At 36.9% G+C, this 19,051-nt stretch carries 22 protein-coding genes; 4 read left to right on the forward strand and 18 right to left on the reverse strand.

Going from position 1 to position 19,051, the window contains the following annotated elements; translation table 11 throughout:
• Positions 1–32: 32 nt before the first annotated feature.
• The 5 genes from hemW to gpr all read right to left on the reverse strand — a co-directional run bounded on the left by hemW (position 33) and on the right by gpr (position 5,235).
• Positions 33–1,169: a radical SAM family heme chaperone HemW gene (gene hemW / locus NSQ40_RS22000; protein WP_003208531.1), complete on the reverse strand. Its 1,137-nt coding sequence runs from the start codon at positions 1,167–1,169 to the stop codon at positions 33–35.
• Between the two features lie 54 nt (positions 1,170–1,223).
• The gene (locus tag NSQ40_RS22005; protein ID WP_003200619.1) at positions 1,224–1,598 is read right to left on the reverse strand and encodes a winged helix-turn-helix transcriptional regulator; all 375 of its coding nucleotides are present in this window, start codon (positions 1,596–1,598) and stop codon (positions 1,224–1,226) included.
• Positions 1,599–1,735: 137 nt separating this feature from the next.
• Positions 1,736–3,559: an elongation factor 4 gene (lepA, locus tag NSQ40_RS22010; RefSeq protein WP_003200617.1), complete on the reverse strand. Its 1,824-nt coding sequence runs from the start codon at positions 3,557–3,559 to the stop codon at positions 1,736–1,738.
• Between the two features lie 199 nt (positions 3,560–3,758).
• Positions 3,759–4,112, reverse strand: coding sequence for a DUF3679 domain-containing protein (locus NSQ40_RS22015; protein ID WP_018782546.1), 354 nt, complete (start codon positions 4,110–4,112; stop codon positions 3,759–3,761).
• Positions 4,113–4,131: 19 nt separating this feature from the next.
• Entirely contained in the window at positions 4,132–5,235 is a 1,104-nt protein-coding gene (gene gpr, locus NSQ40_RS22020) for a GPR endopeptidase (RefSeq protein ID WP_003200613.1), read from the reverse strand.
• 181 nt (positions 5,236–5,416) lie between these two features.
• Between gpr and rpsT the strand changes: the two genes are divergently transcribed.
• Positions 5,417–5,674, forward strand: a complete 258-nt coding sequence (gene rpsT / locus NSQ40_RS22025) for a 30S ribosomal protein S20 (RefSeq protein WP_001274011.1) — start codon at positions 5,417–5,419, stop codon at positions 5,672–5,674.
• Between the two features lie 202 nt (positions 5,675–5,876).
• Here rpsT and holA read toward each other — a convergent pair whose 3' ends face one another.
• A complete protein-coding gene (gene holA, locus NSQ40_RS22030) occupies positions 5,877–6,890 on the reverse strand; it encodes a DNA polymerase III subunit delta (RefSeq protein WP_003200610.1) in 1,014 nt (337 codons plus the stop codon).
• Positions 6,891–7,399: 509 nt separating this feature from the next.
• Here holA and NSQ40_RS22035 point away from each other — a divergent pair.
• Positions 7,400–7,534 (forward strand): YqzM family protein, encoded by a 135-nt coding sequence (locus NSQ40_RS22035; protein ID WP_001001652.1) that lies wholly within the window; start codon positions 7,400–7,402, stop codon positions 7,532–7,534.
• Positions 7,535–7,566: 32 nt separating this feature from the next.
• Here the strand turns inward: NSQ40_RS22035 and NSQ40_RS22040 are convergent, their stop codons facing one another.
• From NSQ40_RS22040 to NSQ40_RS22050, 3 genes are all read right to left on the reverse strand, one after another.
• Complete coding sequence (locus tag NSQ40_RS22040) at positions 7,567–9,891, reverse strand: DNA internalization-related competence protein ComEC/Rec2 (protein ID WP_097786627.1); 2,325 nt, start codon at positions 9,889–9,891, stop codon at positions 7,567–7,569.
• A gap of 174 nt (positions 9,892–10,065) precedes the next feature.
• On the reverse strand, positions 10,066–10,623 hold the full coding sequence (locus tag NSQ40_RS22045) for a ComE operon protein 2 (protein ID WP_003200607.1): 558 nt from the start codon (positions 10,621–10,623) through the stop codon (positions 10,066–10,068).
• 64 nt (positions 10,624–10,687) lie between these two features.
• Positions 10,688–11,290 carry a helix-hairpin-helix domain-containing protein gene (locus tag NSQ40_RS22050; protein ID WP_026008576.1) on the reverse strand — a complete coding sequence of 201 codons (603 nt, stop codon included), beginning with the start codon at positions 11,288–11,290 and terminating at the stop codon, positions 10,688–10,690.
• A gap of 79 nt (positions 11,291–11,369) precedes the next feature.
• Here NSQ40_RS22050 and comER point away from each other — a divergent pair, with 79 nt between their 5' ends.
• Positions 11,370–12,197 carry a late competence protein ComER gene (gene comER / locus NSQ40_RS22055; protein ID WP_018782543.1) on the forward strand — a complete coding sequence of 276 codons (828 nt, stop codon included), beginning with the start codon at positions 11,370–11,372 and terminating at the stop codon, positions 12,195–12,197.
• A gap of 168 nt (positions 12,198–12,365) precedes the next feature.
• Here the strand turns inward: comER and NSQ40_RS22060 are convergent, their stop codons facing one another.
• From NSQ40_RS22060 to NSQ40_RS22095, 8 genes are all read right to left on the reverse strand, one after another.
• Entirely contained in the window at positions 12,366–13,115 is a 750-nt protein-coding gene (locus tag NSQ40_RS22060) for a class I SAM-dependent DNA methyltransferase (RefSeq protein ID WP_003200600.1), read from the reverse strand.
• Positions 13,115–13,468 (reverse strand): ribosome silencing factor, encoded by a 354-nt coding sequence (gene rsfS, locus NSQ40_RS22065; protein WP_018765860.1) that lies wholly within the window; start codon positions 13,466–13,468, stop codon positions 13,115–13,117. The genes NSQ40_RS22060 and rsfS overlap by 1 nt, the downstream gene beginning before the upstream one ends.
• Complete coding sequence (gene yqeK, locus NSQ40_RS22070; RefSeq protein WP_258248288.1) at positions 13,465–14,034, reverse strand: bis(5'-nucleosyl)-tetraphosphatase (symmetrical) YqeK; 570 nt, start codon at positions 14,032–14,034, stop codon at positions 13,465–13,467. Before yqeK ends, rsfS begins: the two co-directional genes overlap by 4 nt.
• The gene (locus NSQ40_RS22075; protein ID WP_003200594.1) at positions 14,024–14,593 is read right to left on the reverse strand and encodes a nicotinate-nucleotide adenylyltransferase; all 570 of its coding nucleotides are present in this window, start codon (positions 14,591–14,593) and stop codon (positions 14,024–14,026) included. Before NSQ40_RS22075 ends, yqeK begins: the two co-directional genes overlap by 11 nt.
• Before the next feature lie 164 nt (positions 14,594–14,757).
• Positions 14,758–15,048 carry a ribosome assembly RNA-binding protein YhbY gene (yhbY, locus tag NSQ40_RS22080; RefSeq protein WP_003200592.1) on the reverse strand — a complete coding sequence of 97 codons (291 nt, stop codon included), beginning with the start codon at positions 15,046–15,048 and terminating at the stop codon, positions 14,758–14,760.
• 4 nt (positions 15,049–15,052) lie between these two features.
• Complete coding sequence (gene aroE / locus NSQ40_RS22085; protein ID WP_018765862.1) at positions 15,053–15,886, reverse strand: shikimate dehydrogenase; 834 nt, start codon at positions 15,884–15,886, stop codon at positions 15,053–15,055.
• 15 nt (positions 15,887–15,901) lie between these two features.
• Positions 15,902–17,008 carry a ribosome biogenesis GTPase YqeH gene (yqeH, locus tag NSQ40_RS22090; RefSeq protein WP_003200588.1) on the reverse strand — a complete coding sequence of 369 codons (1,107 nt, stop codon included), beginning with the start codon at positions 17,006–17,008 and terminating at the stop codon, positions 15,902–15,904.
• Between the two features lie 3 nt (positions 17,009–17,011).
• Positions 17,012–17,524, reverse strand: coding sequence for a YqeG family HAD IIIA-type phosphatase (locus tag NSQ40_RS22095; protein WP_003200585.1), 513 nt, complete (start codon positions 17,522–17,524; stop codon positions 17,012–17,014).
• A gap of 243 nt (positions 17,525–17,767) precedes the next feature.
• Between NSQ40_RS22095 and NSQ40_RS22100 the strand changes: the two genes are divergently transcribed.
• Complete coding sequence (locus NSQ40_RS22100; protein WP_000850094.1) at positions 17,768–17,923, forward strand: sporulation histidine kinase inhibitor Sda; 156 nt, start codon at positions 17,768–17,770, stop codon at positions 17,921–17,923.
• 148 nt (positions 17,924–18,071) lie between these two features.
• Here the strand turns inward: NSQ40_RS22100 and NSQ40_RS22105 are convergent, their stop codons facing one another.
• Entirely contained in the window at positions 18,072–18,869 is a 798-nt protein-coding gene (locus tag NSQ40_RS22105) for a phosphatidylserine decarboxylase (RefSeq protein ID WP_033796426.1), read from the reverse strand.
• Positions 18,870–19,051 lie beyond the last annotated feature (182 nt).

Consider the following 19,051-nt stretch of genomic DNA (forward strand, 5'->3'; position numbering starts at 1 on the left):
GAGAAACTTTTTCATACCTACTGAACATTTAATTAATCAATTAAAAACGACTGAAATACTTCATTCCCTAATAACTTACCTTGTCTCGTCAAACAAACATGGTTACCTTTATCCTGAAGCAATCCATATTCCTTGTTGGATAATAACTGTTTTGCAAAAATCTCATCCATTTCGACACCAAATTTCTTTTGGAATGTAAGCTTAGAAACGCCCTTTGTTTTCCGAAGCCCTAAAAATAGTTCTTCTTCCATTCTTTCTTTTCTTGTTACTTCGTGGACGTCTAAATAAGGGAAGCCTGTCTCATCAATTTTAGAGAAATATTGCTTTAACGGGCCAACATTTTGAATTCGTTCTCCGTTTACATAACTGTGAGCACCAGCTCCAAAACCATAATACTGTTCATTATTCCAGTATGTGAGATTATGTCTACTTTCATAGCCTTCTTTTGAAAAATTACTGATTTCATACTGTTTATAGCCATGATTTTCCATCTCATCCATTACCATTTCATACATTCTTGCTTCATGCTCTTCCCCTGGAAGTCTTAATTTTCCTTTGTTCATTAAATTATAAAAAACCGTTTTCGGTTCAACAATTAAGGAATATGCAGAAAAATGCTGAACTCCTAACGTAAAAGCAATGTCCAACGTTTCTTTCACATCTTCTATCGTTTGCCCTGGTAATGCATAAATTAAATCCACATTAATATTCGTAAAGCCTACTTCCTGCGCTTCACGAATCGCTACAAATGCATCTTCCCTCGTATGCTTACGTCCAATTTTCTGAAGTAATTCATCTCGAAATGTTTGCACACCAAAGCTAATTCGATTGACACCACCATCTAATAGCAGGTTCAACTTTTCTTTTGGCAAATCTCCAGGATTTGCTTCAAACGTCAATTCACAGTTTGGAGCGAACGGACGTAAACGGCGATTAATAATATCTAACAGCTTTTTTGTCTGCTCCATATTTAATGCCGTTGGTGTCCCGCCCCCAACAAAAATCGTTTTCATATTTTCAAACGGCACCTTTTGAACCGTATTTATAATTTCTTTCTCTAAATACTCTAAATATTGATCAACAGGCTGACGTTCAATAAATACTTTATTAAAATCACAATAGTGACAAATATGCTGACAAAACGGAATATGAATATATGCAGCTTGCATTAAACTAGACTCCTACCTTTCTAAAAAGAAAACCTCCGCACTTCGGAGGCTCCTTTACTTCTGTAACGTGTTACGAATTTGTTCCATTCGCATTTTTCCCCAATCATACATCATTTCGACGATTGGTAAAAGCGTCATACCTAAATCAGTCATAAAGTACTCTACCCGCGGAGGTACTTCTGGATATACTGTCCGATCAATGATTCCATCTTCCATTAATTCTTTTAATTGATTAGATAAAACCTTATGAGAAATGTTTGGGAATAGTCGTTGTAACTCACTAAAGCGATGCGACCCTTCTACACCTAGATGCCACAAGATTACAACTTTCCACTTTCCGCTAATAATAGAAAGCGTCAATTCTTTTTCACAATTAAAATCACCGTTTTGTATTTTTTCTTGAATATCTTTTCGAATATTTTCAGACATCAATAGTCTCCTAACTCTATATCACTGTTGTTTCTTACAATAAAAAGCATCCTCACCATTGTAAAGGAGAGATGAAAAGATGTCTAAAAAAGTAATCCTACGTACAAAAAGAAGCCGCACAAACGGCTTCTTTTTTATTAGTTATCGTCCATTTTCAATACAGCCATGAATGCTTCTTGTGGCACTTCTACAGAACCAACAGACTTCATACGTTTTTTACCTTCTTTTTGTTTATCAAGAAGTTTACGTTTACGAGAAATGTCACCACCATAACATTTTGCAAGTACGTTTTTACGCATCGCTTTAATTGTAGAACGCGCTACAACTTTGTTCCCAATTGTCGCTTGAATTGGTACTTCAAACTGTTGTCTTGGAATTAATTCTTTTAATTTTTCTACAATTACTTTACCACGATCATAGGCTGAATCGCGATGTACAATGAATGATAAAGCATCGACTTGTTCATTATTTAATAAAATATCCATCTTCACAAGTCTAGACGGTTTGTAACCGATTAACTCGTAATCAAATGATGCATACCCTTTCGTATTAGACTTCAATTGATCAAAGAAGTCGTATACGATTTCAGAAAGTGGGATCTCATATGTTAACGTAACACGTGTTTCATCTAAATATTGCATATCAAGGAATGTACCACGTTTCCCTTGGCAAATTTCCATTACAGCACCAACGTAATCATTTGGAACCATAATCGTCGCTTTTACAAACGGTTCTTCCACACGGTCAATAGATTGCGGATCTGGCATGTTAGATGGGTTATCAACAATAAGATCTTCACCGCTCGTTAAATATACTTTATAAATAACACTTGGCGCCGTTGTAATTAAATCAATCTTAAATTCACGTTCAATACGTTCTTGAATGATTTCCATGTGAAGTAACCCTAAGAAGCCACAACGGAAACCGAATCCTAATGCTTGAGATGTTTCTGGCTCAAATTCAAGAGCAGAATCATTCAATTCAAGTTTTTCTAATGCATCACGTAAATCGTTATAACGCGCCGAATCGATTGGATATAAACCACAGAATACCATTGGGTTTAATTTACGATAACCTGGTAATGGTTCTGCTGCTGGACGTTTCGCATGTGTGATTGTATCACCAACGCGTGTGTCTCCTACATTTTTAATAGATGCTGCTAGGAATCCTACATCACCTACTGTTAACTCTTCACGCTGCGTTGTTTTCGGTGTAAATACACCTACTTCTGTTACCTCAAATTCTTTACCAGTTGCCATCATACGTACTTTATCGCCAACTTTTACTGTACCGTTCACAACACGGATATACGCAATTACACCGCGATATGGGTCATATAAAGAGTCAAAAATCATACATTGAAGTGGCTCTTCCGGGTCACCTTCTGGAGCTGGTACTTTTTCAACGATTTGTTCTAAAATATCTTCAATCCCAATTCCAGCCTTTGCGGAAGCAAGTACAGCTTCTGATGCATCTAAACCAATTACATCTTCTACTTCTTGACGAACACGCTCTGGGTCAGCACTTGGCAAATCGATTTTATTAATAACCGGTAAAATTTCTAAATTATTATCAAGCGCTAAATACACGTTCGCTAACGTTTGCGCTTCAATACCTTGCGCTGCATCAACAACAAGGATAGCACCTTCACAAGCCGCTAAACTACGAGATACTTCGTACGTAAAGTCGACGTGCCCTGGTGTATCGATTAAGTGAAGAGTATATTCTTCACCGTTTTTTGCCGTATACGTTAATTGAACTGCATTTAATTTAATTGTAATACCACGCTCACGCTCTAAATCCATAGAGTCAAGTAATTGAGCTTTCATTTCGCGCTGTGTTAACGCATTTGTTTTCTCCAAAATACGATCTGCCAACGTTGACTTTCCGTGGTCAATATGAGCAATGATGGAGAAGTTACGAATGTTGGACTGTCTTTTTGCTCTTTCTTCTTTATTCATCTATGTTCTCAACTCCTAATAGTCTCGCCAATATACACTAGCACTGATTATATCAATAGAGCAGCAAAGATTCAATGAAAACTCGTGCTGCTTATAAGACAAATCTTCCTCTCTTTATCTTATGCGAGCAGATCAAACGAGACAAACCTTTTTATAACAAAAAAATGGTTGTCTTACAAAATGATAAGACAACCTCTTTTTATTCTCCCAATTGGCTAAAAATATCTTTTATTTTCCCAATTACTATATCTGTACTAAACTTAGCGATACTTCGAACAAATTCTGCGATTCCCATTCCCAGTCCTTCTACAACATTAAAACTTCTGAGACTTTCTAACTGTTTTTGTTTTTCACTTGCTGAAAATGTACCTCCTAAAATTTCTAAATCAACATTTTCACTTCCAGTTCCCGTCATTCGTGCAACTTGTTCATATGTTGGCTGCCGATAGCCTTTCATGCTTTTTAAGCCATGATTAACGATTCCAATTCCGATTAGCATCACAAACAAAAACAGAATAACGCAGCACACACATTGAAGCGTAAATCTACTCAACTACTTTCGCCTCTTCTCATCAATGCGTATATGCACCTGTATTATCTTGGTCAATTTGATGATGAAGTGCAGCATTTAAACCACTCGCTATTACATTTGCCATATCTTCAATAAATGCATCTACTTCTTTCGGCGTCACCATTAAATTATGACCAAGAGGAGCTAATACTTCGTAAATTAATTTTCGTTTTTCTTCATCTTCCAATGTGCCCACTGCCCCTAAAAACATATTACGGCTTTTTTCATCCGGCATATCTTCCTCTGTTAGTTTCTTCTTTTCTCCAAATGTAAAACCTGCTGGCAATAAAGATCGAGACGGCTTATCTCCTTCTCTCATTTCACGTCCAAAATGTTTTAGGATAAAATCAATTGTATCGCTCGTAATGGAAACAGCATCTACAACCGTCGGAACACCGATAGCAATCACAGGAATTCCTAGCGTTTCTTTACTTAGTTCTTTTCGTTTATTTCCTACACCAGATCCAGGATGAATTCCCGTATCTGAAATCTGTATCGTACTGTTTACTCGTTCAATAGACCTTGCAGCAAGCGCATCGATAGCGATAACAAAATCCGGCTTTGTTTTTTCAATGATACCGTAAATGACGTCACTTGTTTCAATCCCTGTAATCCCCATTACACCTGGACGAATTGCACTAACTGGGCGATACCCTTCCTCTACACTTTCAGGTTGTAATTTAAAAAGATGGCGTGTCACAAGCACATTCTCTACAACAATCGGACCAAGTGCATCTGGTGTGACATTCCAATTCCCTAGCCCTACAATTAAGCAGCTTGCTTCTTTGGTTATTCCAATTTCTCCTAATAAGTAAGAGAATTCTTTTGCAAAAATACGTTCCACTTTTTGCTGAAGTTCCGTATCTTGCTGGCGGATCCCTTGCACTTCAAGCGTTAAATACTTCCCGGCTTTTTTACCCATCGATTCAGAAGCACTTTCATCGATTATCACTTTCGTAATCGTAATCCCTTCTTCTTCACGCTCTTTTACAACAACACCTTCGATTCCCGTTTGTTTTTGTTGACGTTCTTGTAACATTTGATGCGCTTCTACTGCAAGGTCTGTCCTAACGCTATATTTACTTAAATCTAATGGCTCTTTCATCGTATCTCCTCCGCATTTAATAGTAAATATCGTTAGATTTCCCAAAATTATATAAGGCCATTCTTTCCCTTACATGAAATTTCATTGATCTCGCTATTGCAATTCTCTTCTCCGTTTGATAGAATATCACTTGTTCTATGTAAGTATCGAGTCACTCGATCGCACCAGGGAGGTGAAAAGTATGGCAAACATTAAATCTGCTATCAAACGCGCTAAACTTAGCGAAGAGCGTCGTGCACATAACGCTTCTATCAAGTCTGACATGCGTTCAGCTGTTAAAACTGTAGAAGCTTTAGTTACTAATAACGATCTTGAAAATGCTAAAGAAGCTTTCAAAACTGCTTCTAAAAAACTTGACAAAGCAGCTCGTAAAGGTCTTATCCACCAAAACGCTGCAGCTCGTCAAAAATCTCGCTTAGCGAAACAAGTAAACGCGTAAGGCGTTTAAAAAACGATCCATTTGGATCGTTTTTTTATATACAAAAAAGTCCATGCAGCAGATGACATGAACTTTTTTATTTTATCCAGCTATAGCAACTAGAATCTCCGGCCATTTCATCCTCTCGATTGAAGCCAAAAACACTTCTCGGTGGGGGGCTCCAATGACCTGTGATTCTGAGCGAACTGCCTCCGCTTTTATTTTACCCAATATGATTTAAACGCATTAAGAAAAACTCCAAGACAAGCTTTTTATCCATTTTCCCTGTTTTCATACTATAATCAGCTTCAGCTAGCTCTAAAATAACTTTTTTCAATTCTTCAAACGAGAAAAATTTCGTTTGATTCATCGCCAACTTTACTCGGTACGGGTGAACACCAATATGCGAAGCAATTTGATTTTGTCCATATCCACGTTGCTGTAATTCCTTCACTTGGTACAGTAAACGAAATTGACTCACTAATAACGCCAATAATTTAATTGGTTCCTCTTGCTGCGTAAATAGTCCATCTAGAATTAGCATAGCCCCAGCAATATCTTTTTTTACTACCTTTTCTGTTAACGCAAACACATTTTGTTCAACCGATTTTGGTACCAGTTCCGCTACAAGCCCTGTTGTAATTTCTCCACCTATACCAACATAAAGGGTCAACTTGTCCATTTCCTTTGCTAGCATCGTTACATTGCTTCCTACAAGCTCCAATAGTAAACTAACAGCTGCTTCCTCAATATGTACATGCACTTCATCTACACGGGCCACAATCCATTTACGAACGTCCTGTACTTGCATCGTACTTGCTTCTACTACATCTGCCGTTTTCTTTAATAATTTTGTGATTTTTTTCCGCTCATCTAATTTTTCATAAGGAGCTACAAATACAACAATCGAAAATGGAGATGGTTCTGCAACATACTCCTCCAAAATCTTTAGATTTTGTTCTAGTTTTTCTTTTTGTGATATTAAAAACAATGGGGATTTAACTAGTAGTATTTTACGTTCTCCAAAAAAAGGAAGCGTCCGTGCATCTTCTATTACATCTTCCAAATACGCTTCTTCTAAGTCATATGTTACAACATTAAACTCACGATCTTCTTCAGCTAGCGCTTCCGTTGTTATAAGCTTTATTGTTTCATTTATAAAATAAACTTCCGTTCCATATATTAAATAAAGTGGTGCAAACTGTTTCTTTTTAATCTTCTTATGTATTTCACTCATGCTTTTTCCTACTCCCTAATTTGGCAATATATCTCTATACTAATGTGGTATCTTTTGTTTTACAAGTACAAAGGAACAGGTTTAAACTAACCCGTCCCTTTATCTATATAAAACGCCACGCAATAAGTCCCGGGATTCTTATTGGTGTGCGGTAACCACTTTACTGTTATTATTCGCAACTGCCGGATAAGTATAATTGTTAACTGTTAACATGCATGGAAATCAAATTTCCATCTTCTTTTCACATAAGATTTACCGCCTACTTCTACACACATATTCTCTATCTTCTCCGCTACTCACGTGCAGTAAGACCCTCATCTCAAAATTCAGCGAAAGCAAAAAAGTCAGATATGGGATCAATTGCCCGTAAAAACCCGATTGGTGGGGGTTAATCATCAGTGGAAGAGCAAACCCACTGATTAAAGTCTCCCTTTATCTTCATATGGAAATTGTAGATTTTTTTCTGACAATATCTTATACTAAAATGGAATGTTGGGGAGGGATTCTAAATGAATGAATTTGAGCAAAACGTTCAAAGTAAACGCAATGACGCTATTGATTCAGGGGTAGGTTTTATCGTCTCATTTGGTTTTTTCGCAACACTTTTCATTATTGCAACAATTATTAAATTTATTGGTTCTTAAAGGCTGCTGCTTGCGGCCTTCTTTTTTTCACTTCACCTTTTCTGTGCTTCATCATATGTTAGTTTACTTTGAAACGTTCCTCTTTCGCCTTCAAAAACATAGGAAATAGCTCCTTGCTTGTCTGTTCGCCATATTTCAATATCAAGTTCTAACAAACGCTCTAGCACTTGCTGATGCGGATGACCATATCGATTATGCTCTCCAGCTGAAATAATTGCCTTTTTAGGCTGAATCAGGTGTAAAAAAGAAGATGAGGACGACGTCTTACTACCATGATGCCCAACCTTTAAAATATCCGCTCGCAACTCTGGATACTGCTCTACAATTCGTCGCTCGCCTTTCTCTTCTAGATCTCCAGTAAACAGCCATATAAATCCACCTAGCTTTACCCATAACACAATAGACGAATCGTTATCCTCTTTCTCTCCTCCCTCTGGTGATAGTACAGTAAATATCGCTTCGTCTACTTGCCATCCATCCCCTTCTCCTACAATGTTTATCCTTATATTTTTTTCCTTTGCAATTTTTTTCAATTCTTTTTCGACCACAGCATCTTCTCGCTTCTTCCCAAATACAATTTCCCCTACAGTAATAGCGGATAACAATTCTTTAGCCGCTCCCATATGATCTGTATCTCCATGCGTTACAATCAACTTATCAATTTTCCGAATACCCTCTTTTTGCAAAAATGGAAGGAGAATATCGTGTCCAACAGAAAATTCATGTTTTTTCTTCTGCCATGCTTCTTTTTTTACAGGAATCGTTCCTCCTGTATCAATGAGATAGACCCCCTTTTCATACGGAAGACGAATCAAGATCGCATCCCCTTGTCCAACATCAATAAAAGTCACACTTCCGCTAGTACGGAAATAAGGCGAAATATAATGAAAAATACATATAAAGAGGAAAAACCCAACAGTCAGGAATAAAAACTTTTTTCTAACCACTCTTTCCCACACAATAAATATACTAACGATACTAAAACAATATAAAACTATAAGAAATAAAGGCGTTTGGCCAAAGGTAAAGCGAAGAAACGGGAGATTTTCACAGTACTGAAGAATATCATTAGAAATTGTTAAACATACTGATAACATTTGTGCGAGCCATTTCGCTACGAAAGGTACAAATAGTATACACGCAAAAATTACAATACTACACGGTAACACAACACAAGATAGAAGCGGGACATATAGAAGGTTGAGGAAAATACTATATGGAGAAAAATAACCAAAATGATATAACAAAATAGGAGTACTAGCAAGTTGTGAAATAACAGAAAGATAGATTGTATTTTGAATCAGACCATTATCATGCTGTAATAGCCTACTTGCTGACAGCAATAACGCAAAACTACCAACAAACGAAAATTGAAATCCAATATCAAAAGCCATATAAGGGTTATATAAAAGCATTAATACAGCCGTCATACTAAGCGCATCTAAACTCGAAACACGGATAGAATGCATTAGTGCTAGCAACAACATAACACCCGTTACAGAAGCCCTCATGACAGATGGAGACGCCCCTGCTAAAAACATATACAGCGGAATGCAAATAATAAGGCAGATTGTCGCCATTTCCCTCGTTACACCAATCCGTAGTAGAACAAAGTAGCCAATCGCCATTAATAATACAATATGTGATCCTGAAATGGCTAATAAGTGGATAAGACCAAACTGTTGGTATTGTTCTTCTACTTCAAATGTCATCAGTTGCCGATCTCCAAACAACAACGCATTCATAAACGCTCCGGATTGCCCAGGAAACATTTCTGCGACTATCGACACCGCATTTTGGCGTAATAAAAAGACCCACTGTGTAAACGTCAAAGATTTTTGGATACAATTTGAAATCTCTTTTGCTTCGAATAAAAAGTGAATCTTTTGCTTATGTAAGTAGTCACGATAGTCGAACCCGTGGAAATTCCGTGCTTCTGACGGCACTTTCATTTCTCCTTGAAATGTACAACTCATACCAGCATGTAATTTCTGCAACTGTTCTTTTTGTTCAACTGATTGAATTTTGTACATCAATTGCAACGTATCTCTATCATTGACCTCCATTTGAAAAGAGAGTCGATCACCATTTATAAGGGGTGTAGTTTGAATCACACCTTCTGTTATTTCAAAGTCTAACCCTTTTGAATGCTGATTTTTCCATTCAACATATGAGGTATAGAGGAAGCTACCGGAACATGCCAGTATGCAAAAAAAGAGGATTCGACGTGAAGTACGATATATACAAAATAGAATATAACAACAAAATAAACCAATATACAACAATTTAAAGGAGGAACAGGCAATCGCAATCCCAATAACAAACGAGATTGCAATATAGCCCCATTGTCCACGCAACTTATACTCACCCCTTATAGCGGATGTTCAAAAAATCCAGGAAAGATATCTTTCACATTTCTTCGTCTGCTTCGCCAATCCGGCACTCATGTAGTTCCATCTACACTCCGCACTCTCCTGACTTCCGCGTCTCGAACTGCCAGGCTCTCTTTATCCTCCTTTTTGAACACGCACTTATAGTATCTCTTTTGCTCTAGCGAATACTTGTTGTAATTCATTCATTGTTAACTCATCTTTTTCTAAAGATGAAAACAGTTCTTTTAATTGCAAATGACGTTCTTGTTGCTCTAACGTTGTAATATCATATTCTAACGGAACATGTTTCACAGTAACATTTGCTTGTTCGAATAGTTCCACAGCATACGGGTGATTTTTATAGTCTTGTGCGTAATAAACAGCTGTAATACCACTTTGAATAATGGCTTTACAACATTGTAAACAAGGAAAGTGTGTAACATAAATTTCCGCACCTTCTGTTTTCGCACCAAATTTTGCACATTGCAACAGTGCATTCATTTCAGCGTGAATTGTACGAACACAATGATTATCAATGATATAACACCCATCATCTATACAATGCACACCACCCGTGATTGAACCGTTATATCCACCCGCAATAATTCGCTTATCGCGGACAATTGTCGCTCCTACTGCAAGCCTTGTACACGTACTACGTAGCGATAATAAGTGACTTTGCGTCATAAAATATTGATCCCAAGAAATTCGTTCCATATCTTTTCACCTACTTTTTCATCTACTTGTAGTGTAGCGAAAGAAGAAAAAGTTCGTCAATCCTTTATGGAATAATTATTTTATCTTTTATTTTTTCAAGCGATTTCTCTCCAATGCCATCTACCTCCAATAAATCTTCCATTTTTTGAAACGGCCCATGTTCTTCTCGATATTTCAAAATATTTTCTGCTTTCCGAGGCCCAATTCCCGTTATTTTTTCGAGCTGCTCTTTTGAAGCAACATTAATTTGAATTTTCTCCTCCTGCCGCCCTGAAGGTAGATTAGCTCCTTGAACTTGCTCTCCTTTTTTCGGGACATAGAGTAACATTTGATCTTGCATAAGCTGCGCTAAGTTCACTTTTTCCATATCCGCTTCAGGTAAAAAACCACCCGCTTTTTCAATCCCGTCTTTTACGCGTGCACCCGCTCCTACCTCATATACACCTTCGCGATGCACAGCACCTTTTATATCAATCATAATTGTTTTTTTCTGTTCATTTGATTCTGCTACTTTCAATTTACCTTTTCTCTCTTCACTCTTCACATTTGTATCAAGTTTCACGGTCGGTTGCACAGCTTGTTGCTTCGTCTGCCACATAAACAGTATAAATACGACGCCAACAGCCCCTAATAAAACGAGCCACTTCTTTTGAAAATTCTGCATAATTTTAATACCTCCAATTCATAAATTCACAACATGGTTCATATTGTTTAGGAGAAAGATGTTACGAAGGAGGGATGAAACATTGAACATAGGAATTATAGGGACAGGAAACATGGGGAATATACTAATCGATGCATTTTTAGAAACCCGTGCTGTCAAACCTTCGTGCCTTACTATTATTAATCGTACGCCTGCCAAAGCATATCATATAAAAGAGAAGTATCCTTCTGTTCATATAGCAAAGACAGTGCAAGAGGTAATTGAACGTTCAGAGCTTATTTTTATTTGCGTTAAACCTTTAGACATCTATCCAATTTTAAAAAAACACACTGCCCACTTTACTGATGAAAAATGTTTAATTTCTATTACAAGCCCCATATCAGCAGCTCAATTAGAACAGGTTGTATCTTGTCACGTCGCACGTATTATTCCGAGCATTACAAACCGCGCATTCTCTGGCGCCTCACTATTCACATTCGGGAAAAACTGTTCGAAAGAATGGGAACAAAAGTTACTTCGTTTGTTTAAAAATATTTCTACACCTATTGTGATCGGAGAAGATATTACACGAGTTTCATCTGACATTGCAAGCTGCGGACCCGCATTCTTCAGCTACTTACTACAATGTTTCATTGATGCTGCTGTGGATAAAACAAATATTACTCATGAAGAAGCAACTACTTTAGCAAGTGAAATGATTATCGGGATGGGGAAATTACTAGAAAAAGAAATTTTCACATTACCAACTCTACAAGAGAAAGTATGTGTAAAAGGCGGTGTTACAGGAGAGGGTATTCGTATTTTAGAGGATCACGTCGGAGATATGTTCCATAAATTATTCGAGCGGACACATGAAAAATACGATGAAGATTTAGAAGGCGTTGAACAACAATTTAATAAGCACACGTAAATAATACGCCACAATGATACAGAATCCTCTTAAAAATCCTTCTCTTTTTCTCATCCTATTTTTTATCAAACCCTTATTTTTAGATTTTATAGGTATTACTTTTCTACTTTTCTATAAATAAAATATTGTATTCTAAACAAAAAAAAGCAACCTAATCGGTTGCTTTTTTTATCCATTCTTTTTCGCCATAAAAAAGATACGTTCCGTTTGTTCAGTTACTTCCATTCGTTCAAAATCACCCGTTACACGAAGTACTGTAAATCCAGCTTCTTCAAGCCATTTTGTTAACAATTCAACTGAATAGGCACGTTGCATATGACATTCATCAAAGCGATGATATACACCTTCCTCTGGATCCTGTACAAAGAATGACAAGTCATGTTCTACACTATCTGATTCTTCGCCAGGGAAGCAGTTCCAAATGAGAGCTATCTCTTCCCCATTGACTGTGTACGTTTCATTTTGAAAGACATGATAAATTTTATATAAAGAGTGTACATCAAATAAGAACAGACCATCTTGACGCAAATGGTGAAATACTCGTCTGAATGTTTCTTGTATCCCTTCTTCTTGCAATACATAATTTAATGAATCACAAAAGATTGTCACACAATCAAATTCACCAGGAACATCTAGTTCTCTCATATCCTGTTGATAAAAAGGAATAAAATACCCTTCTCCCCCTAGCTTTTGCTGGGCAACTGTTAGCATTTCTTCTGAAAGATCGACACCAATCATGTCATAACCTTTTCGCACAAGCGGAAGTGTTACATTCCCAGTCCCGCACGCTACATCAAGAATCTTCGCCTCTTTCATGCCTGCCTGCTGTAAGCTTTCCTCTGTGAATTCTACCCATTTATCATATGGGACATCATTCATGAGTTCATCATACAACAATGCAAATTGCTCATATCTCATTAGCTTAACTCTTCTGTAATATCTTCACGTGGCACATCGCCCCATAGACGCTCTAAATTATAATGATCACGCTCATCTTTATGGAATACATGCGCAACTACATCACCAAGGTCCACTAGAACCCAACGCGCTTCATCGAAGCCTTCCATACGTTGTACGTCGATTTGGAATTCATGTGCCTTCGCTTTAATTTCACGTGCAATTGCTTGTACTTGCTTATCAGAATTCCCGTGACAAATAATAAAATAATCTGCAATTGGTGAAATTCCTTGCATGTTTAGTACAACCATATCTTCTGCTCTTTTATCATCAGCTGCTTTTGCTGCTAATACTAATAACTCTTTATCTTTCATTCAGTAATTTCCTCCTTCAGTACCGCATTGTATGTTTGAAATGTTAACGGATAGATCGTTTGATCCTTTTCCATTAAAAATTGAATCGTACGTTTTAATGCAAATAATAAAGCTTTATTTATATCTTCCTGTGCTACTTTCCGTGCTTCTTCCACACCTGGAAATTTGCGTCCAGGTTCAATATAATCTGCCACATAAATAACTTTATCAAGCATTGTCATCTCTTCATGACCGCTTGTATGATATGTAATAGCTTGCAGAATTTCAGAGTCCGTAATGCCGACTTCTTTTTCTACTAAGTATGCCCCAACTGGTGCATGCCATAACTCTTTGTTGTAGTGAAGTAAATCTTTTGGCAACTCTTCCTGCTTAATAATGTCTTCCATCTCTTGAATCGGTCTACATTTTGCATAATCATGAAATATAGCAGCCATTTCTGCTTTTTTCTCATCCACGCCATATAGCTTAGCAAGTTCAATTGCCGTTTCCATTACACCAATTGTATGTATATAACGTTTTTCATGCATTTGTTGTTTTACAATCTCAAGTGCTTTCTCACGATTCATACAACCCATTCCTCTCGATATATACCTGTACTTGTTCTGGAAGCAAATATTTGCACGTTTTCTTCTCTTTATATCTCTCACGTAACAAGGAAGACGAAACAGCAAATTCCGGAATTTCTACTGTGACGATTTCATAAGGTGTATTTAATGTATACCCCGGTCTTGCAACCCCAACAAAAGTTACAAGTTGAAGTAATTTCTCGATGTTATACCATTTTGGTAAATACTCCACCATATCTCCGCCAATAATAAAATGAAACTGCGCGTCCGGATGCTTCTTAGTTAATTGTAACATAGTGTCATATGTATAGGATGGACCTTCTCTTCTTAACTCTTCTAAACAAACCGAGAAATACTCCTCTTGCTCAATTGCTAACTCTAACATGTTCAATCGATTTTCTACACTTGTAATACTACGATCTTGTTTATGAGGTGGAATTTGATTCGGCAAAAACCATATTTCATCAAGCGCGAGTGCATCATATACCTCATTTGCAATCAGCAAATGTCCATAATGAGGCGGATCAAACGTGCCGCCAATGATTCCGATTTTTTTCAAATGAAACGCCCCCTTTAATTCACAAGCAGTAATCTTTCCTAAACAACATGCGGAGAGATTACTGCCTGTAAAAGCTCAATTGGTCTAAACCCTATTATCCCGAACATAGCAAGCATATGCTATGGAAACGACATATACACATCCTGAGCACAGTAAACTTGCTATTATGGAAGTTTGATTTGTTTATTTTCTCTTGATTCTTTATATAAAACAATTGTGCTTCCAATTACTTGGACAATTTCAGCTCTCGCTCCTTTAGCCAATTCTTCTGCAACTTCACGACGATCAAATTCACAGTTTTGTAGTACGCTCACTTTGAATAACTCACGAGCTTCTAACGCCTCTGCAATTTGTTTTACCATATTTTCATTTACGCCACCTTTTCCAACTTGAAAAATCGGTGTTAAGTGATGTGCTTTTGCACGTAAAAATCTTTTTTGTTTTCCTGTTAACATATAGTTAGCCTCCAAGCTTTCTCATTACTAATTGTTTCATTTTTTCGATATTCGGCATACGTCCTGTCCACAATTCAAATGCAAGTGCTCCTTGATAAACAAACATATCTATTCCATTCTGTACGATCGCTCCTTTAGCTTTCGCATCTTGCAGAAGCTTTGTCTCAAATGGATTATAAATAATATCCGAGACAATCGTCCCTTGTTTCAAAGATTGAATTTGCAACGGTGTATTTTGGATATGCGGATGCATTCCTATCGTTGTTGTATGAATGATAATATCATAATTCCCTTGTTCTTCAGTTGCTTGCTCTAATGAAAGAGCTTGCGATGTAATCTTTGCTTGGCATCCAGAGAGAAGATGATTTGCCTTTTCCACTGTTCGATTGGCAATATCAATTTCCTTTACACCTGCGTCTGCAAGCGAAAAATAGATAGCACGGCACGCTCCACCTGCACCGAGTAATAAAATACGCTTTTGATAAAGCGGCTCTTTACTAATCGATTGTAATGAACGAACATAACCAATTCCATCTGTATTATAACCAATTAGTTTTCCATCTCTATGAACTACCGTATTCACAGCACCAATTTGCTTTGCTAACGGATCAATTTCATCCAAGTATTTCATAATTGAAACTTTATGTGGAGTCGTGACATTAAATCCTGAAACTCCTAACGCCTTTAACCCTTTCACTGCTTCCCCTAATGTTTCTTCTTCTACAAGAAACGCATGATAATGAGCATCTATATTCAAGTGTTCAAATGCATCGTTATGCATGAGCGGTGACAATGAATGTCCAATTGGATTCCCGATTACACCATATAATTGTTTCATAAATCCCTCTCCATATTAAATTAAAGATTTACGTAATGAAACACTAACTCCTTTTGGTACATGAGCAACGATTTTTGCACCTGGCTCATTTACAGTCACCCATCCTAATCCAGAGAATACAACATCTGTTTTGGGCTCACGAATATTAAATTCATATTTCACAAGCCCAGGCATATTTTCTAGTTCTTCTGGAGTTGGTGGATTTAATAACTCCCCAGCATGTTTTTCATACAATTCATCTGCTTTTTCAAGTTTTGTACGATGAATTGGTAGACGATTTGATAAATGACAAGTGAACGCACGACGACCACCACTAATATAATCAAAACGTGCTAATCCCCCGAAGAATAATGTTTGTTCTTCGTTTAATTGGAATACCATTGGCTTAATTTCCTTCGTTGGTGTAATAAGCTTTAAGCTTTGCTTTCCAACGTAATGTGCCATTTGGTGGTGATTAATAATACCTGGTGTATCATATAAAGAAGATGTTTCATCTAATGGAATGTCAATTAAATCAAGTGTTGTTCCTGGAAAATGAGACGTTGTAATCACATTCTCAGTTTCTTCACTAAATTCTTTAATCATGCGATTAATAAATGTAGATTTCCCAACATTTGTACACCCTACAACGTATACATCCTTACCACCGCGGTACTGTTCAATCGCCTCAGCAAGCTCGCGAATACCTTGTCCTTTTGCTGCACTAATTAAAAAGACATCTTCTGGTTTTAAGCCCAGTTGCTTTGCACTATAACGCATCCAATGTTTTACTTTATCATGCTTTACTGACTTTGGAATTAAATCCGATTTGTTTCCAACAAGCAATACTTTGTTGTTCCCTACAAAACGATGTAAGCCTGGTAACCAACTACCATTGAAGTCAAAAATATCTACAATTTTGACAACAAGCGCGTCTGATTGTCCAATTCCATTTAAAATGCGCAAGAAATCATCATCTGTTAAAGACACATCTTGAATTTCATTATAGTTCTTTAAACGGAAACAACGTTGACAAATCACCTGTTCTTTTTCTAAAGATGAAGTTGGTGCATATCCAACCCCATTTTTATTTTCTGTTTGAATTTCTACACCGCAACCAATACATTTAATTGTTTCAGTCAAACTTTATTCCTCCCAGTTAATTAAACCTTTTTTCTTCATATTGCTCATAATTCTTCGTTCAATTTTTCGATTAAAGCGCGTTACTAGTCCATCTGTTTGTGCCACTGGCACGACTAAAATTGTATATAAACCAACGCGATTCCCGCCTAATACATCCGTTAACAATTGGTCCCCAATAACAACTACTTCATCCGCTTTTAAATTCATTTCTTGTATCGCACGTTTAAAAGCACGAACAAATGGTTTACGTGCGCTATGGATAAAAGGAATGCCAAGTGGATCTGCAAAATCCTTTACACGTTGCTCATTATTATTTGAAACGACCGTTACTTGAATGCCTTGCTCTTTCATTTTTAAAAACCATTGCTCAAGCTTAGGCGTTGCATTCGGGCGATCCCATTCAATTAAAGTATTATCTAAATCAGTAATAATACCTTTGATCCCGCGTTTTTTTAAATCTTCCGGTTGAACATGATATACGTTTTTTACGTATTCATTAGGTAAAAATAATTTCAATTTCTTTCACCTCTTTGAGGAGTTTTCTTAAAATTTTTCGACAACATTTTTCGATAGCGAGCTTGTGGATAACATTGTACACATTTTCCACATTAATATTTCAGTTAATTCGAAATTTATCAACAACTCATACACACCTTATCCACGGTGATATGTGGATAACCAGTCGTTTGTGACTATCATAATTTTTTGATACAGTAGATGCAACAAAGAACCTATCCTTATTATCGGAGGTGACTCACCTTGAAAACGAAACATATGGAACAGTTATCTACTGAGTTACTCACTGAGTCTTATTATAAAGCAAAAGAACTAAAATTAAATCCTGACTTCATTTTACTTATAAAACAAGAAATCATCCGGCGATCATTAGAGGACAAGCTTGTCAAATCGTCTTGAGTACATATAGATTACTGCTTCGCCTGTAAAAAGAGCCATCCTCAAGATGGCTCTTTTATAAAATGAAACTTCCATCCGTGGGAACTTTTCACTCATCACATAAGTCCATCTAACTTCTTGGTGTCCTCACAAGTTTGTGATAAAACTTTTACTGCCCGTTACCATTAGATAAGCGCGTTGCGATTTTTTCACCAACGCGAAGTTCTTGGCCACTCGTTAATGTTGAAACAACTTCAACCATTCCTTTTTCAAACAGTAACACGACTGTTGAACCAAATGTAAAGTATGCCATCTCTTCACCTTTTTGAACAGTATTTCTTTCATGAAGAAGCTCAATACTATTTACAAACATAGCTCCTACTTTTACAAGCGCCATATGTTGTCCTTCACTATCGACCTCTGTGACAGAACGATAGTTCTTTGACAATGGTTCTTTTCCATATTTCATTCCTGCTGCGTTTACTGGATATGATTTTCTTCCAAGTACAAATCTCTCTGTCACAGCACCTGAGAGCGGGCTATGAATGCGATGATAATGACTTGGACTTAAATAAATAACCATATATGTACCGCCGGCATAGCGTCTTGCTCGCTCTTCATTACCTAGCATATCCACAAGCGAATACCGCTTGCCTTTAATATCAAATGTTTTCGTTTCTTCAATAGGGCCATGATCAGCAGATACCCCATCAACAGGACTAACAATACTTGATGCCGCTGCATCTATTTCTCGTTTTCCTTCTTTCAACTTACGTGTAAATAATTCATGCAGCGTCTGGTATTCCTTTAAGTCCTTCTCCATCTCATCCTGATTCAATTGAAATGCTTTTGCATAAGATGAAATAATAATGGAACTTAAGCGAGACTGTGCAAATTTACGTAATATATAAGAAGTAAAACGCCCGTTTGTAAGTTCGATCATGAGTCGATATAATGTACGTCGCAAACCGCGAAACCTCCTAATAAGTCTTAATGTAACAATTAAGTTTATCTTTCCCTTCTTTTCTTTCTATATCAGAAAGTGGTTTTTATATTCACTTATCATACATCGAGCCAGTCATATAAAAAGAAAAAACAAGTACTATTTCATTCTTAAATTCGTTAGCACCTTCTAATATTACAGATAGA

The sequence above is a fragment of the Bacillus sp. FSL K6-6038 genome, assembly GCF_038050455.1.
Lineage (GTDB): Bacteria > Bacillota > Bacilli > Bacillales > Bacillaceae_G > Bacillus_A > Bacillus_A pseudomycoides.

Coding starts and splice junctions, on each gene's coding strand:
- NSQ40_RS22035 (WP_001001652.1), top strand. CDS start 7,400: ATGAATGAATTTGAGCAAAACGTTCAAAGTAAACGCAATGACGCTATT.
- aroE (WP_018765862.1), bottom strand. CDS start 15,886: ATGAAACAATTATATGGTGTAATCGGGAATCCAATTGGACATTCATTG.
- holA (WP_003200610.1), bottom strand. CDS start 6,890: ATGAGTGAAATACATAAGAAGATTAAAAAGAAACAGTTTGCACCACTT.
- rsfS (WP_018765860.1), bottom strand. CDS start 13,468: ATGAAAGATAAAGAGTTATTAGTATTAGCAGCAAAAGCAGCTGATGAT.
- yhbY (WP_003200592.1), bottom strand. CDS start 15,048: ATGTTAACAGGAAAACAAAAAAGATTTTTACGTGCAAAAGCACATCAC.
- yqeK (WP_258248288.1), bottom strand. CDS start 14,034: ATGAATCGTGAGAAAGCACTTGAGATTGTAAAACAACAAATGCATGAA.
- NSQ40_RS22060 (WP_003200600.1), bottom strand. CDS start 13,115: ATGAGATATGAGCAATTTGCATTGTTGTATGATGAACTCATGAATGAT.
- rpsT (WP_001274011.1), top strand. CDS start 5,417: ATGGCAAACATTAAATCTGCTATCAAACGCGCTAAACTTAGCGAAGAG.
- lepA (WP_003200617.1), bottom strand. CDS start 3,559: ATGAATAAAGAAGAAAGAGCAAAAAGACAGTCCAACATTCGTAACTTC.
- gpr (WP_003200613.1), bottom strand. CDS start 5,235: ATGAAAGAGCCATTAGATTTAAGTAAATATAGCGTTAGGACAGACCTT.
- NSQ40_RS22005 (WP_003200619.1), bottom strand. CDS start 1,598: ATGTCTGAAAATATTCGAAAAGATATTCAAGAAAAAATACAAAACGGT.
- hemW (WP_003208531.1), bottom strand. CDS start 1,169: ATGCAAGCTGCATATATTCATATTCCGTTTTGTCAGCATATTTGTCAC.
- NSQ40_RS22045 (WP_003200607.1), bottom strand. CDS start 10,623: ATGGAACGAATTTCTTGGGATCAATATTTTATGACGCAAAGTCACTTA.